The 15,212-nt window shown below is 65.4% G+C and carries 10 protein-coding genes and 2 pseudogenes; 9 read left to right on the top strand and 3 right to left on the bottom strand.

Annotated features, from left to right (window positions below; translation table 11 throughout):
• Positions 1-71: 71 nt before the first annotated feature.
• Positions 72-353, bottom strand: a pseudogene (locus IPN92_03140) (XRE family transcriptional regulator).
• On the bottom strand, positions 334-1,545 hold the full coding sequence (locus IPN92_03145) for a Bcr/CflA family multidrug efflux MFS transporter (protein ID MBK8637313.1): 1,212 nt from the start codon (positions 1,543-1,545) through the stop codon (positions 334-336). The pseudogene IPN92_03140 and the gene IPN92_03145 overlap by 20 nt, the downstream one beginning before the upstream one ends.
• A gap of 112 nt (positions 1,546-1,657) precedes the next feature.
• On the opposite strand from IPN92_03145, the gene IPN92_03150 reads away from it, so the two are divergent.
• The 5 genes and pseudogenes from IPN92_03150 (at position 1,658) to IPN92_03170 (ending at position 8,964) form a co-directional block, all read left to right on the top strand.
• Positions 1,658-4,135, top strand: coding sequence for a DEAD/DEAH box helicase family protein (locus IPN92_03150; GenBank protein MBK8637314.1), 2,478 nt, complete (start codon positions 1,658-1,660; stop codon positions 4,133-4,135).
• A gap of 3 nt (positions 4,136-4,138) precedes the next feature.
• Positions 4,139-5,596, top strand: a complete 1,458-nt coding sequence (locus IPN92_03155) for an SAM-dependent DNA methyltransferase (GenBank protein MBK8637315.1) — start codon at positions 4,139-4,141, stop codon at positions 5,594-5,596.
• A 196-nt stretch (positions 5,597-5,792) separates the two neighbouring features.
• On the top strand, positions 5,793-6,722 hold the full coding sequence (locus IPN92_03160) for an Abi family protein (protein ID MBK8637316.1): 930 nt from the start codon (positions 5,793-5,795) through the stop codon (positions 6,720-6,722).
• The gene (locus tag IPN92_03165; protein MBK8637317.1) at positions 6,719-8,404 is read left to right on the top strand and encodes a restriction endonuclease subunit S; all 1,686 of its coding nucleotides are present in this window, start codon (positions 6,719-6,721) and stop codon (positions 8,402-8,404) included. Before IPN92_03160 ends, IPN92_03165 begins: the two co-directional genes overlap by 4 nt.
• Positions 8,401-8,964: pseudogene (locus IPN92_03170) on the top strand (hypothetical protein). The gene IPN92_03165 and the pseudogene IPN92_03170 overlap by 4 nt, the downstream one beginning before the upstream one ends.
• A 28-nt stretch (positions 8,965-8,992) precedes the next feature.
• Here IPN92_03170 and IPN92_03175 read toward each other — a convergent pair.
• Positions 8,993-11,287, bottom strand: coding sequence for a peptidoglycan-binding protein (locus IPN92_03175; protein ID MBK8637318.1), 2,295 nt, complete (start codon positions 11,285-11,287; stop codon positions 8,993-8,995).
• A gap of 86 nt (positions 11,288-11,373) precedes the next feature.
• Here IPN92_03175 and IPN92_03180 point away from each other — a divergent pair, with 86 nt between their 5' ends.
• The 4 genes from IPN92_03180 to IPN92_03195 all read left to right on the top strand — a co-directional run bounded on the left by IPN92_03180 (position 11,374) and on the right by IPN92_03195 (position 14,998).
• Positions 11,374-11,568, top strand: coding sequence for a hypothetical protein (locus tag IPN92_03180; GenBank protein ID MBK8637319.1), 195 nt, complete (start codon positions 11,374-11,376; stop codon positions 11,566-11,568).
• Positions 11,565-12,467: a hypothetical protein gene (locus IPN92_03185; protein MBK8637320.1), complete on the top strand. Its 903-nt coding sequence runs from the start codon at positions 11,565-11,567 to the stop codon at positions 12,465-12,467. Before IPN92_03180 ends, IPN92_03185 begins: the two co-directional genes overlap by 4 nt.
• A 347-nt stretch (positions 12,468-12,814) precedes the next feature.
• The gene (locus tag IPN92_03190; GenBank protein MBK8637321.1) at positions 12,815-13,819 is read left to right on the top strand and encodes a MoxR family ATPase; all 1,005 of its coding nucleotides are present in this window, start codon (positions 12,815-12,817) and stop codon (positions 13,817-13,819) included.
• 237 nt (positions 13,820-14,056) lie between these two features.
• A complete protein-coding gene (locus tag IPN92_03195) occupies positions 14,057-14,998 on the top strand; it encodes a DUF58 domain-containing protein (protein MBK8637322.1) in 942 nt (313 codons plus the stop codon).
• Positions 14,999-15,212 lie beyond the last annotated feature (214 nt).

A 15,212-nucleotide genomic window follows, 5' to 3' on the forward strand; every position in this document is an offset into this window, starting at 1 on the left:
GGAGCAGGCCGCGTAGCAGATCAAGCCAGAGCCCGAGCCGCCTATTAGGGAAAGCTCGGCCTCCTCACCCTTTACGCGGCTTCCCGCATGCGCATTTCGATGTACAAGCCGGCCGCAGCCGCCATGTTAACCAGGGAATCCAGGCCGAACAGGCTTATTTTGCCGCGCATCAGGTCGGAGATACGGGGTTGCGTAACGCCGAACAGTTTGGCGGCCTGGGACTGGCTCAGCCCGGCGCGGGCGATATGTTCTTTCAGGGCCAGCATTAGCTCCGAGCGGAGCTTCATGTTGGCGGCTTCCTCGGGTGTGTCCTCAATGGCATCTCATACACTGTCAAATCGTTCGTTGCTCATAGATATCCTCCTTCTTTCGGCCTTCGCGGCACAGGAGCCAATAGCTCACCCCCGCCATGAGCCCGGACAGGGCCATCCCAAGCAGCAGGGGGCGAGCGCTACCGTCATGGGCCAGGCTGACCAGGGTCCCGACGACGGCCCCGAACCCAAAGCGCGCCGCCCCGGAGAAGGCCGAGGCGGTCCCCGCCAGGCGCACGAAGTACACCATGTAACTGGCCATGGCATTGCCCAGCACCAGCCCGGTCATCCCCAGGTAGAGGAGCACCCCCAGCAGGATCGCCCAGAGGGGAGGTAAATCCACAAAGGCCAGGGCAAGCAAAATCAGGGCGGCGACCACCTGGACCCGCAGGCCAAGCCGCAGCAGGCGCTCCGCGCCCAGGCGCACCACCAGCCGGGTGTTGAACAGGGTCGTCACCATGGCCACCGCCACGTTGGCGCCGAACAGCACCCCAAACCAGGCGGTCGGCACCTCGTACAACACTATGTACACATAGGGGGAACTGACGATGAAGGTCATCATGCCGCCGAAGGAGAAGGCCCCGGTCAGCAGATACCCCATGCCCAGCCGATGGCGCAGCAATCCGTAATAATTGCCCAGGACCCGACCCAGATGCGGCGGGTGGCGGCGCTCGGGCGGCAGGGTCTCGGGGATCAGCCACCAAAAGAGCGCGCTCGCCACCAGCGCAATGCCCAGGAGGGCGATGAAGACCCAAGGCCAACCGGCATGCGTCACGATGACCCCACCGATGGAGGGGGCCAGCAGGGGCGCCAGGGACATGATCATCATCACCAGGCCGATGACCCGGGCATAGTGGTCCCGCTCGAAGAGATCCCGGACCAGGGCCGGCACGGTCACCGCGATCGCCGCCCCACCCGCGGCCTGGACCATCCGCGCCCCCAGCAGGGTCTCCATCTGGCTGGCCAGGGCGCAGCCCAGGGCCCCGAGACAAAAGAGGATCAGGCCGCCGCCGATGGTGGCGCGCCGGCCGAGCATGTCCGACAGGGGACCCATGAACAACTGGGCCAGGGCGAAGATCGCGAGATAGAGGGTGACCGTGAGTTGGGCCATCTCGATGGTCGAGTCCAGATCCTGGGCGATGGCCGGCAGGCTGGGCAGATACATATCGATGGCGAAGGGCGTCAGCCCGGAGAGTAGACCCAGGGTGACGAGCAGCGACGGGCGAATGCGCATGGAACCCTCGGGATGCGGGAGCTATGGGGGTGTATATTGAAGGCTGCTAATATTTCCCGCTAGCATTCTCCGTCGCTAGTCGGGCTGGGGTATCCAGGAATTTCGTAACATCATGAACAAGAAGAGCCTCAGTGAAGATGATATCAGCGCCAAGTTCATCACCCCCGCCGTCATCGCCGCCGGGTGGGACGAGGCGACCCAGATCCGCCGTCAGGTCTATTTCACCAAGGGCCGCATCATCGTGCGCGGCCGGCTGGTGACCCGGGGCAAGGCCAAGCGCGCGGATTACATCCTCTATTACCAAGGCATCCCTATCGCCCTGATCGAGGCCAAGGATAACCAGCACCCCGTCGGTGCGGGGATGCAGCAGGCACTCGACTATGCCCTGACCCTGGATGTGCCCTTCGTCTTCGCCAGCAATGGCGACGCCTTCATCTTCCACGACCGCACCGGCCAGAGCCCCCAGCTTGAGACCCCGCTTGCCCTCGACGCCTTTCCCAGCCCCGCGACCCTGTGGGGGCAATACCGGGCCTGGAAGGGCATAGACCCCGCCCAGGAAGCACTCATCCTGCAACCCTATTACGACGATGGCAGCGGCAAGGAGCCGCGCTACTACCAGCGCCAGGCCATCAACGCCACGGTGGAGGCCATCGCCAAGGGCCAGGACCGCATCCTGCTGGTCATGGCCACGGGCACCGGCAAGACCTACACCGCCTTTCAGATTGTCTGGCGGCTGTGGCGCGCTGGTCGCAAGCGGCGCATCCTCTTCCTCGCCGACCGCAATGTGCTGATCAACCAGACCATGGTCAACGATTTCCGGCCCTTCGGCGCCGCCATGGCCAAGCTCAGCACCCACGCCAAGACCATCGAGCGCGCCGACGGGACCCGGATCGATCTGACCCTCGCCGTCGGTCAGCGCCGCGACAGCGACAGCCACCGGCGCATTGACACCGCCTACGAGATCTACCTCGGCCTCTACCAGGCCATCACGGGCCCGGAGGAGCGCCAGAAGCTCTTTCGCGAATTCTCCCGGGGCTTCTTCGATCTCATCGTCATCGACGAGTGTCATCGGGGCAGCGCCGCCGAGGATTCGGCCTGGCGCGAGATCCTCGAATATTTCGACCGCGCCACCCAGATCGGCCTCACCGCCACGCCCAAGGAGACCGAATACGTCTCTAACATCCATTACTTTGGCGAGCCGGTTTACAGCTACACCCTGAAGCAAGGCATCCGTGATGGTTTTCTTGCCCCCTACAAGGTCATTAAGGTCCACCTGGACATCGACGTGGAGGGCTACCGCCCGCTGCCCGAAGAAACCGACCTGAGCGGCAACCGGATCGAGGATCGCCACTACAACCAGAAGGATTTTGACCGCTCCCTGGTCATCGACGAGCGCACCCGGCGGGTCGCCCAGTGGGTCTCGGACTATCTCAAGGCGAGCGGCGACCGCTTCCAGAAGACCATCGTCTTCTGCGTCGACACCGAGCACGCCGCCCGCATGCGTCAGGCCCTGATCAACGAAAACGCCGATTTCGCCCAGCAGGATAGCCGCTATGTCATGCGCATCACCGGCGATGACCCGGATGGCCAGGCCCAGCTCGACAACTTCATCGACCCGGAGTCCCGCTATCCGGTCATCGTCACCACCTCGCGTCTGCTCTCGACGGGGGTGGACGCCCAGACCTGTCGGCTGATCGTGCTGGAGCGGGAGGTTGGCTCCATGACCGAGTTCAAGCAGATCCTCGGGCGCGGCACCCGAGTACACGAGGAGACCAAGAAGTATTACTTCACCCTGGTCGATTTCCGCAAGGCCACCAACCACTTCGCCGATCCCGACTTCGACGGCGAGCCGGTGCAGATCTACGAGCCCGGCGAGGGCGATCCCCCCATTCCGCCCGATGACATGCCGCCGGTCGACGAGGGCGACGACCCCATCCCTCCCGAGCCCGGCGAGGACGAGACGATCGTCGATGACCCCCAACCACCCGACATTTACCTGCCGCCCGATCCCCCGGAGCCCCGTACCAAGGTCTTTATCAAGGGCCGGCCGGTCACGGTCCTCGCCGAGCGCGTGGAGTACCTGGATGAAGAGGGTAAACTCGTTACCGAGAGCCTGCGCGACTACTCCCGCCGCGCCATCCGCGGCCAGTACGCCAGCCTTGATCAGTTTCTCCGCCGCTGGCGCGCCACCGAACGCAAGGAGGTCATCATCGCTGAACTGGCCGAGGAAGGGCTGCTGCTCGACCCCTTGATGGAGGAGGTGGGCAAGGACCTCGACCCCTTCGACCTTATCTGCCATATCGCCTTCGACCAGCCCCCGCTCACCCGCCGCGAGCGTGTCAGCCAGGCCAGGAAGGGCGATATCTTCACCCAATACGGCCCCCAAGCCCGCGCCGTATTAGAGGCGCTGCTGACCAAGTACCAGGACGAAGGCATTGTTGTGGGGCTGGACAACGTCCGCGTGCTTGAGATCCAGCCCTTCAGCAACCTGGGTACGCCGCTCCAACTCGTCAAACAATTTGGCAACAAGGCCGGCTTCGAGCAGGCCGTGCACAAACTGCAAGCCGCTCTCTACCAGGAAACCGCCTAGCCCATGTCCGCCAGAACCACCGTCAAATCCATCCAGGACATCATGCGTCAGGATGTCGGCGTCGATGGCGATGCCCAGCGCCTGTCGCAACTCTGCTGGATGTTCTTCCTCAAGATCATCGATGACCAGGATCAGGAACTGGAGGTGATGCGGGACAACTATCGCTCGCCCATCCCCCAGCGCCTGCAATGGCGGGCCTGGGCGGCGGACCCGGAGGGCCTGACTGGCGAGGCCTTGCTCGCCTTCATCAACGACGACCTCTTTCCCGCCCTCAAGGAAGTCCCCGTCCGGGGCGCCAGCGCCAACCGTGCCCGGGTGGTACGGGCCGTCTTCGAGGACGCCTACAACTATATGAAGTCCGGCCAACTTCTGCGCCAGGTGGTCAACAGGATCAGCGGCGTGGATTTCAACGACCTGGCCGAGCGCCGCCACTTTGGCGACATTTACGAGCAACTGCTCAACGACCTGCAAAGCGCCGGCAACGCCGGCGAGTACTACACGCCCCGCGCCATCACCGCCTTCATGGCCGATCGCATCGACCCCAGGCCCGGTGAAATCCTGTTCGATCCCGCCTGCGGTACCGGCGGTTTTCTGACCTGCGCCATTCGCCAGATGCGCGAGCGCCACGTCAAACGCCCGGAGGACGAACAGGCCCTCCAGGCCGGCTTGCGCGCCGTGGAGAAGAAGCAGCTCCCCCATATGCTGTGTGTCACCAACCTGCTGCTGCACGGCATCGAGGACCCCAGCTTCGTTCGCCACGACAACACCCTGGCCCGGCCCTACATCAGCTATGGCCAAGGCGACCGGGTGGACATCATCCTCACCAATCCGCCCTTCGGCGGCAAGGAAGAGGACGGCATCGAGTCCAACTTTCCCGCCCACTTCCGCACCAAGGAGACGGCGGACCTCTTCCTCGCCCTCTTCATCCGCCTACTAAAGCCCGGCGGCCGCGCCGCCGTGGTCCTGCCCGACGGCAGCCTCTTCGGCGAGGGCGTCAAGACCCGGCTCAAGGAGCACCTGCTCGCCGAGTGCAACCTGCATACCATCGTCCGCCTGCCTAACAGCGTCTTCAAACCCTATGCCAGCATCGGCACCAACCTGCTCTTCTTCGAGAAGGGCGCGCCGACCCAGGAGGTCTGGTTCTACGAGCACCCGGTCCCCGCCGGCCAGAAGGCCTATTCCATGACCCGACCCATCCGTGTCGAGCACCTGCAAGGCTGCGTGGACTGGTGGGGCGGTCCTGAGCGGGCCGGCCGCCAGGAGACCGAACAGGCCTGGCGGGTCAGCATCGACGCCATCAAGGCCCGTGGCTACAACCTCGACTTTAAGAACTCGCACACCGTCACCGATGACCACGGCGACCCGGTAGAGCTGCTGACGACGCTCGACGAGGCCGAACGGCAGGCCGCCGCCCTGCGCGAGCAGTTGAAGGGCATCCTGGCCGAGGCCTTACTACGATGAGCCCGGTCATGGGAGCAAAGGTTTGCATCGCGAGCCCGGTGGCAGCCGTTGCCGCGGGCATGGAGTTCTTGACTAACCAGATGGCGGGTACCACTATGTATTTAACAACACCCCCCACGCCTCTCAACGATGCGCACCAGGGGGGTTACTTTTTGTGGGCCACCGCAATCCCACGGCGGGCCCTAGGAGCTGGGGCATGAGTAAGCCCCCTGCGACCTATCCGGCGCAGCTCCAGATTCTCAAGGATCGCGGCTTGATCGTGCCCGACGAGCCCTTCGCGCTGCACTGTCTAGCCCATCACAACTACTACCGCCTCTCCGCCTACCGCTTTCCCTTCACCCTTCCCAGCCAGGCCGACCGGTTCCAGCCCGGAACAACCTTCGACCAGATCTGGGACCTTTACCAGTTTGATCGAGAGCTGCGCCGACTGGTCATCGAGGGGTGCAAGCGCGTCGAAATTTCGGTTCGCTCCCGCTGGGCCTACGAGATCGGTCATCAGCTCGGTCCCCTCGCTTATCTGGAGAACCGGCACTTCGGAGATCCGCTGATCCACGCCAGGACTTTGGCCAAGCTCTATCAGGAGATGGACCGCAGCAAAGAGGAGTTCATCAAGCACCACCACCATAACCTGCACATGGTGTGGCCCCCGGTTTGGGTTCTGGTCGAAGTCGCCTCCTTCGGCAATGTCTCCAGTTTGCTTAACCAGGTAAATCCACCCCGCCTTCGCCAGGATGTCGCCGACACCTACAACCTGGACGAGAAGATCTTCTGTTCCCTGTTCCATCACCTGAGCGTGGTCCGCAACACCGCGGCTCACCACAGCCGGCTGTGGAACCGGAGGTTTGTCGTTACCTTCCAGCTCCCGAAAAAGAAGCCCCCATACCTGTGGCCCAATTTCTTCACCTGTCCGCTCCAGGGCACCGGCAGGGAGCGCAACATCTACAACACCTTGGTTTTACTTGTCCATCTCATTCAGTGCATTGAGCCCGCTGGGCACTGGCCGCAACGGCTCGTCAGCCACCTCCAAACCCTGGATACTGCTCTCCAGTCCCAAATGGGCTGTCCAGCCAACTGGGAAGGGCTGCCCCTGTGGCAGCCTCTCACCAGTGAGGGGGATACCGCATGAATCCCGCGCGGCTGCTAGTGCATTTCGAGCGCATCGCCGAGGCGCCCGATGCCGTGCCGCGGTTGCGGCGGTTCATTCTCGATCTGGCGGTGCGGGGGAAGCTGGTGGTGCAGGACCCCGGCGACGAACCGGCGACGGAGCTGCTTCGGCGTATTCAGACCGAGAAGGTGCGACTTTTGAACGCTGGGGAGATCAGGAAGAGCAAGGCGAACGAGCTAAAAATGGTCACGGCGCCTTACGATCTGCCGCGTAGCTGGGCATGGGCTGCCCTTGGCTCCATCTTTCTGTACGACGCTGGCGCTAAACGCGAGCCGAATATGCTGGACCAGTCTCATTGGCTCCTCGAACTTGAAGATATCGAGAAAGATACAGGCCGACTTGTTACACGAGTCCGGGCAAGCGAGCGTGCTTCCCAGAGCACCAAGTCCGAGTTCAAGGTAGGGGACATCCTTTACGGGAAACTGCGCCCGTACCTGAATAAGGTGCTTGTCGCCGATGAGCCTGGCTATTCAACCACTGAGATCGTAGCAATTCGGAGTTTCGCTCCTCTCTGTTCGAAGTATTGCGCATTGGCCTTGCGCCGACCCGATTTCGTCGAGTACGTGACTCGGCTCGGCCAGGGAACGAAGATGCCACGTCTCCGCACTGAAGATGCCAACGTCGCACCCTTCCCCCTGCCTCCCCTCGCCGAACAACACCGCATCGTCGCCAAGGTCGATGAGCTGATGGCGCTTTGTGATCGGTTGGAGGCAGCGCAGACCGAGCGGGAGCAGCGGCGCGACCGACTGGTGACGGCCAGCCTGAACCGCATCAACCAGCCCGCCCCATCGGCCGAGGGCGAGGCAGCCACCGCCTTCCGCGAGCACGCCCGCTTTCACCTGGACCACCTCCCGCGCCTCACCACCCGCCTCGAGCACATCAAGGCCCTGCATCAAACCATCCTCAACCTTGCCGTTCGCGGGAAGCTCGTCGAGCAGGACCCGACGGATAAACCAGCACAATTGAGTACGAAGACGATTCAATCCGCACCATGCAGCCTGCCGGGTTCATGGCGCTATTTGCGCCTGGAGCATCTGCTCGCCGAAGGCACGCGGAATGGGTACTCCAGAAAGCCGGATGACGCTTTGGATGGCGTGCCGATCCTGCGCATCAGCGCCGGGACCGTCAGGCAAGACGGTCTCGTCGCCGAGGAAGAGCACAAGTTGATCAGCGGTATAGACGACGCCATCCGCGTTCAATATGGGTTGATCCCCGGTGATTTGCTTGCCTGTCGGTTCAACGGCAACAAATCGTTCGTGGGACGCCTCAAACTATTCAGGAACTACCTCGGCATTGCTCCGATCTATCCGGACAAATTAATCCGGGTCCGCGTGAATCCTGGACTCGCGGTGCCCGGTTATATACGTCTCGCCGGTGACAGTGATCTCGTTCGGCACACCTTGGAAGATTCTTGCGCTACGACCGTTGGGAACTGGGGGATCAGCGCCTCTAACTTGAAGGACGTACCCTTCCCTATCCCCCCCCTCGCCGAACAACAGCGCATCGTCGCCAAGGTCGATGAACTGATGGCCGTCTGCGATCAACTGGAAGCCAGCCTCACCGCCACCCAAACCGACAGCCGCCGCCTCCTCGAAGTCGTACTACAAGAGGCTCTGGCCCCAGCGATGGAGAAAGCCGCTTGACCAGCAACGCTAGCTCGTCCTTCGCCCGCTACATCGGCATCGACTACTCGGGTGCCGGGACACCTCTATCGAGCATCAAGGGGCTGCGGGTCTATCTCGCGGATCGCGTGACGCCCCCCGTGGAGGTCCTGCCGCCGCCCAGCCCGCGCCAGTACTGGACCCGCCGCGGCATCGCCCAGTGGCTGGCGGAGCGGCTGCGGGAAAAGGTGCCCACCCTGGTCGGCATCGACCATGGCTTCTCGTTTGCCCTGGCCTATTTCGAGGCCAACCATCTGAGCCACGACTGGCCGGCCTTCCTCCAGGACTTCCAGCACCACTGGCCGACCGATGGCGACCACGCCTACGTGGAGGCGGTCCGCGAGGGTGACCTGGGCAGGAGGGGGGCGGAGCGCGCCGGTAATCCCCGTTGGCGCCGTCTGACGGAGGCGGGCGCCGGGGCCAAGTCGGTCTTCCGCTTCGACATGCCCGGCTCGGTCGCCAAGTCCACCCACGCCGGCTTGCCCTGGCTGCTCTATCTGCGCCGCCAACTCGGCGACCGACTGCACTGCTTCGGATTTGATCCCGGGTTCAACCGCGCGCCAGTACTGCCTACAGGCTATTCGGGGTTGGTAGCTGGCCCGCGGGGCAGATCCCGTTGCCTCGCAAGGCCGACAGCAGAAGCCCGGAATTGGAGCTGACCGGCCGGGAGATGGGAAGGCTGTAATTCGCCGCTTTGCTATTGGCCGGGACTTCGATCTCGCACAGGGGCAGCGGCTCGACTGCCTCGTTAATCGGGCATTGCGGCCCGGATAACGGCTGAAAAATTTCCGGCCCCATCGCCGTCAGGCCCAGCATGTTCAGGGTCACGGCATCCAGAACCCCTTCGGTTTGCCGCAGGCCCCGGCGCCACTGGAAGCTGTTGAGGGCGATCACCGTCGCCGAATCCGCCGTGCCCGCGAAGGGGACCCTTTTGTACTCGATATGCTTCTTGCGCTTCTTGTCGCGCCAGACGACTTTCCGAGTCGGCGGGGTCAGGAGACCCTCCCCGGCCAGCGCCGTCTGCAGGGTGGCCAGATGGGGCGCTGCCCGCTTCTTCAGGCTGGTGGGCATCTTCCTGATGCGGTTGAGATCCGGGGCATGGGCCGCGGAGGCCTGCTGCCCAGCCTGCCAGGCGGCATGGCGGGCGAGGCGCTGGTCATAGATTTCCAGCGCGACCCGCTCGGCGGGCAGCAGCAGCCGGGCATGGGCGGGGTCATCCGGTTCCGCCTTGCCGATCAGGGTGCGAAAGGCGCGCAGGGCTTTATGCACCTCGGGGTCTCCCGGGCCGACCGGCTGAAATCGCGGCGGCAACAGCTTGAGGTGCTGAAGCCCTGACAAGGCCTCCGCCGGCAGGGTATTCAGGGGCTTATCCTCGCCCTGGACCACCAACTCGGCGAGGCGCCTCTTGTAATGGTGGGTCTCCTCCCGGTTCAGTGGACCCGTGATCAGCGCCTCGGGCACTGACAGGACTTGGCTGATCTCGTGCCAAAACTCGGTCTGGGACCGGTTTGTCCCATCCGTGGCCGCCTTCGGGTCAAAGGTCCACTGCGGCATGTCCCCTCCCTTCAGATCGAACCCGACCCCATACTTGGCCCGCACCAGCGCTGGCTGATCTTGCGCCCGCACCTGCCTGGCCAGATGGTCCAGGAACTCGGCCCAGGTGTAGGGCTGGGTGCCACCCTTACCATTGCGGTAGAACATGCCGGGATTACTGGTGACGGTGGGCGAAGTGGCGGGCAGCCCCCACTCGGCCAAGGGGGGCGGCGGGGGTGGCTCGGCCGGCGGCAGGACCCAGACCGCCTCTTCGACGACAGCGGGCAGGGCCCTGACCGGGATGCCGGCAGCGGATCTCAGTTTCACGACCAGGCGAGAGATGGGATTGTCCGCCGGGGTGGGCATGGTAGGGCTCGGTAGGGCGGGTTCTGTCGGCAAGGGGGAACGCGCCGAGGCGGGCATGGGCCCATCAGTCAGAAAGTAGGAGGCACCCGCGGCCTGGACGCTGACCCGCTCCGGAGAGGGTGGTGGGGAGGGTGCCTTCCTGACCTCCTGGTTGGCGACCAGCGCCGCGCCTCCCGGGGGCTCCGGCCGGTGGTCCGGAGGCGCGGCGGGGGTATCCCACATCTGGACGCAGAGGGTATCCCGGGCCTCGCCTCGCGCCAGTGCCAATATCCGGCGACCCTGGCCCTCCCCCAGAAAGTGGAAGAGATAATCCTCTTCCGGGGTTGTGGCGCCGGAGTCGAGGCTCAGGTAGTGTTTCGCGAAGGCCAGCACGGCGAAGTTGTGACGCATGAGCTGGAGTTCCTCGTCCCCCGCGCCCCGCTGACCCGCTACCGTCTGCTGGATCAAGTCGCGCACCTGGGCATCGGTGAAGGGCCCCTCGCCCAAGTCCAGGGGAGCACGGTTGGCCGCCGAGTCGGCGGCGGTCGCCGCCAGCAGTTGGGCGCCGTATTTCTTGATGATGGTCTGGAAGGTGGCGGGCAGGAACTGCCAGACGCCGGTGGCCGAGCCCAGTTGGCCATTGGCCAGGGGCGGGCGGACGTGGTCGTTCCAGGTATGGGCGCTCTCCATCTCGCCCGTGGCCAGGGCCTGTCCCAGACTGGTCCCGGTGCGTTCCGCGACCTCCAGCAGGGTGAGGAGTTGGCGGGGGGAAATATCCCGGCTCCGGTCGTAGCCGCGCGACAGGCTGGCGGACAGGGTTCGGTAGGAGGCCAGCGTCACCCCGGGAACCCCCCCGTTGCCGGTATAAAGGGCGGGTGTCAGGGGCGCGCCGCCCGCTGCGGCCGAGCAGATGGCCAGAATGGCGGCCAGGGCGGAGACGCCAAGGTATCCCGGCTGAGGGATAAGAGGGGTGCCAAACTTAACCATTTTAGAAACTTGAAATATAGTAAGAAGGTTGGAGAAGATCCAATCCCTGATGCCGGTCTCGCGCCGGTGGCCACTGGAGCCCAATTATGTCCCTTCCCGACCCCCATGCCTATCTGCAAGAAGTCGCCCGCCGCCTGCCCGGCCTGACACGGCGCGCTGAAATCGAGCCCCTGCTCGATGATGTCGAATACCTGTTCGAGGTCATGCCACCCGAGATGCAGGATCCCGCCTACACCATCATCGACCAATTGCGCGCCAAGCTGGCGGCCGCCTCCTCATGACCGCCACCCGGCGCTACGCCGAGCGTCGCCTCAACCCCTTTCTGGGCGTCATCCAGGTCATCGAGAGTGACCTGGGGCGTGCCATCAGTACGGATGGCCAAAATTGGGAGATCCAGCTCTTCGCCGCGCGCCCCGTCGGCTGGGGTAGCCTGGGCGATACCCAGCCATTCAGCCTTTATCGTCATGGCGTCTGGTCGGAGGCGGAGGGACTGGCCTGTTTCCCCAGCCCACCGACCGTGGAGCGGGAACGGGCCAGGGTCGCCGGCCAGGGGCTCATCGAGGCCGCCCGGGCCGCCCAAGGGGCCTTGCCCTTTCCCCTGCGCGATCGCTATGAGCGTTGGCTGCTGGACGCCGGGGCCGATCAACGCCCCCTGGCCTTGCTGGAGGCCGTGACCGGGGCCGAGCCCCTCGCCCAAGGCCGGGCGCCCAAGTGGCGTTGCACCACGGGGGAGTCCCCGGGCCTGGATGGCGACGGGCGCGCCGCCCTGGAGGCCCAGGTGTGGGCTCGGGCGGGGCAGGCGAGCCGGGGCCAGTGGTTCCGGCGCGAGCCGGATGGTTCCGGGATGGCCCTGGCGGCGAGGGCGGTCATGCCGGGGCAAGTCAACTACGCCTTGGGGGGACGCTGTCTGGATACCGACGATTTTCCGGAACTGCTGCTGTGGGAGGGCTGGGAGGAGGCCAAAGACCGGGACCGCGTGGCGCAGTATCTCGCCGCCCTCGCCCCGCGACTCCTGATGCTGCCCCTGCAAGCGGCGACCCGGGCCCGCCTGGAGCAGGTCGCCGCCCACCAGGCCCTGGCGGTGGACCGGTTTCACCGCCTTTATCCCCAGGTTCAGGATGCGGCCCTGCTGGTGCGCCTGCGTGTCGAGGCGCGCTTGCGCCGGGCGGGCGAGGGCTAGGAGTAAGGGGATCAGCCCGCCGAGGCGGATCCGGTGGCGGGGTGCAGCGGGGTTTAGCGCGGGCACGACGGTCTGGACTGAATGCGCCAGACTATCTATCAACTCGGCGGGCGCTGGCTTGGGCAGTGGCATCTCGGTGGGGTTGCGATAATGCGTGAGCAGCCGGTGCAGGATCTCGATATATATGGGAAAGCTAGATTGGGTTAGGCAGGCTGGGCCGGTTGTGTGATGGTAATGCGCAACCGCCGGGAACTGGCGCCCATCGCGCATGTCATTAGTGCCCAGTGACCGGACTGGCCTCCCAGCGACCCTGGCCAGAGACTGCATATGCTGATGGAGACCGAGGAATGACCGCAGCCCAGACCCCCATCCCAGCCTCCGCCGAGGCCCCCATCCTCCGCGGGGAATTCGCCCGGTTGCGCGAGCGCGTGGAACGTCACATCCTCGGTCAGTCGGGCCTGGTGGAGCGGCTCCTGATCGCCCTGCTGGCCGATGGTCACCTGCTGGTGGAGGGTGCCCCGGGTCTGGCCAAGACCAAGGCCGTCAAGGCCCTGGCCACGGGCCTGGAAGGGGACTTCCACCGTATCCAGTTTACCCCGGACTTGCTGCCGGCGGACCTCACCGGCACCGAGATCTATCGTCCCCAGGATGGCAGCTTCCGCTTCGACCGGGGCCCCGTCTTCCATAATCTGCTGCTCGCCGACGAGGTCAATCGCGCCCCGGCCAAGGTCCAGTCCGCCCTGCTGGAGGCCATGGGCGAGCGCCAGGTCACGGTGGGTCGGGAGACTTACCGGCTGCCGGAGCTGTTTCTGGTCATGGCCACCCAGAATCCCATCGAGCAGGAGGGCACCTATCCCCTGCCGGAGGCCCAGCTCGACCGCTTCCTGATGCATGTGCGGGTCGATTATCCCGACCTGGCATCGGAGAAGGCGATCCTGCACCTCAATCGTGACGAGGCCCGGGCCCAGGAGGCGGCGGATGAAGGACCGCGTCTGAGCCAGCGTGCCATCTTCGCCGCCCGGCGTGCCATCCTCGATCTCTATATGTCCCCGGACGTGGAGGACTATCTGATTCACCTGGTCCTGGCGACCCGCGATCCCCAACCCCTGGGGGCCGGGCTCGGTGGTTGGCTGCGTTTCGGCGCCAGCCCACGCGCCACCCTGGCCCTGGATCGTTGCGCCCGCGCCCGCGCCTGGCTGGCGGGCCGCGATTATGTCTCCCCCGAGGATGTTCAGGACCTGGCCCCCGACGTCCTGCGGCACCGCGTCCTCCTTTCCTACGAGGCCGAGGCGGAGGGCCGGACGGCGGATCAGTATGTGACCGAGTTGCTCGCGCTGGTGCCGGTACCCTGAGCCGCGGGTGTTCCTGAATGAGGCAGAAGCCATGATGAGGCAAGCCCTGGTGCAAGCTGGCCGGCAAACCTGGGCGGCCGCGGCCGGTCAGTGCAACGGCCCTGGCCAAACGGCCGCGTCCCCGCCCGGGGCAGGATCCTGGCCAGGAGGTGGCCCGATGCGACTGCTCCTCATCGGTAAGGGTGAAGGGGTGACTATCCCTTACCGGGGGAGGCGATCTTGATCGCGACAGACCGGCTGGCGGCTCAGGGCCGGCGTGAGCACTCTTCCGGGGTCAGCGTCTCGCTGCGGGACCTGCTGGCCCTGCGCGGCGAGGCGGGCCGCCTGGACCTGGTGACGCGCGGTAAAATCCTGGCCACGCGCAATGGGGGTCATCTCTCCCGCTTTCGTGGCCGTGGCATGGAGTTTGACGAGTCGCGGGTCTATCAGCCGGGGGACGACGCCCGCAACATGGACTGGCGGGTCACGGCCCGCGCCGGGACGCCCCATGTCAAGCTCTTCCGCGAGGAGCGGGAGCGGCCCCTCTGGCTGCTGGTCGACCAGGGGCCGTCCATGCGCTTTGGCACCCGTGTCGCCTTCAAGTCGGTGGTGGCTGCCCAGGCGGCAGCCCTGCTGGCCTGGGCGGCGGCGGATCGCGGTGACCGGGTCGGCGGCCTGGTCTTCGACGAGCGGGGCCGCTTCGAGCACCGACCCGCCGCCCGCACCCAGGGCCTGCTGCCCCTGCTCCAGGCCCTGGCGGGAGGGGGCCGGGCCGTCGGGGCAACCGGGCTGGGGGATGTTACGGCGGCGGTGAACCAGTTGGTGCATCTGGCGCGCCCCGGCAGCCTGATTTTTATCCTGAGCGACTTCGATCATCTGACCTCGGAGCGTTCTGCCTGGCTGGCGCGACTGGGGCGAGCCAGTGAGGTGGTGTTGGTGCATGTTCGCGATCCCCTGGAGGAAGTGGCCCCGCCCCCCGGCCTCTATCCGGTCACGGATGGCGCACGGCGGGGCCTGCTGGATATGGGGGTCGAGGCGCGGCGCTCCGCCTGGCAAGAGCGCTTTCGCACCCACTTGGATACCCTGGAGGGATTGGCGCGCCAGCACCGCGCCCACTTGCTGTGGCTAAGCACGGCGGAGCCGGTAGGGCCAGCCCTGGCGCGGGGCCTGAATCCGCGTCGCGCGGGAGGGGGGCGATGACCGCTCCCGGCTTGGCCGCATGGCCCCTCATTGGGACGATTAGCCCGAATGCCGGCCTGTCCGCAGGGCATTGCATTGGGCAAAATACCCCGGATGCTGGCGTGTCCGCGCGCAAGCCGATCCTTGCTTCCCATTCCCGGCCCCCGGGAGGTGGTCGATGAACCCGCCTTCGGCGCCCGCCGCGACTCTGCCCCTGGCGGCGACTCCCGCCGGA

This window comes from Chromatiaceae bacterium (assembly GCA_016714645.1).
GTDB lineage: Bacteria > Pseudomonadota > Gammaproteobacteria > Chromatiales > Chromatiaceae > M0108.

Bases quoted from the DNA above. Each gene is read 5' to 3' on its own strand.
- IPN92_03145 (MBK8637313.1), bottom strand. From the start codon at position 1,545: ATGCGCATTCGCCCGTCGCTGCTCGTCACCCTGGGTCTACTCTCCGGG.
- IPN92_03150 (MBK8637314.1), top strand. From the start codon at position 1,658: ATGAACAAGAAGAGCCTCAGTGAAGATGATATCAGCGCCAAGTTCATC.
- IPN92_03155 (MBK8637315.1), top strand. From the start codon at position 4,139: ATGTCCGCCAGAACCACCGTCAAATCCATCCAGGACATCATGCGTCAG.
- IPN92_03160 (MBK8637316.1), top strand. From the start codon at position 5,793: ATGAGTAAGCCCCCTGCGACCTATCCGGCGCAGCTCCAGATTCTCAAG.
- IPN92_03165 (MBK8637317.1), top strand. From the start codon at position 6,719: ATGAATCCCGCGCGGCTGCTAGTGCATTTCGAGCGCATCGCCGAGGCG.
- IPN92_03175 (MBK8637318.1), bottom strand. From the start codon at position 11,287: ATGGTTAAGTTTGGCACCCCTCTTATCCCTCAGCCGGGATACCTTGGC.
- IPN92_03180 (MBK8637319.1), top strand. From the start codon at position 11,374: ATGTCCCTTCCCGACCCCCATGCCTATCTGCAAGAAGTCGCCCGCCGC.
- IPN92_03185 (MBK8637320.1), top strand. From the start codon at position 11,565: ATGACCGCCACCCGGCGCTACGCCGAGCGTCGCCTCAACCCCTTTCTG.
- IPN92_03190 (MBK8637321.1), top strand. From the start codon at position 12,815: ATGACCGCAGCCCAGACCCCCATCCCAGCCTCCGCCGAGGCCCCCATC.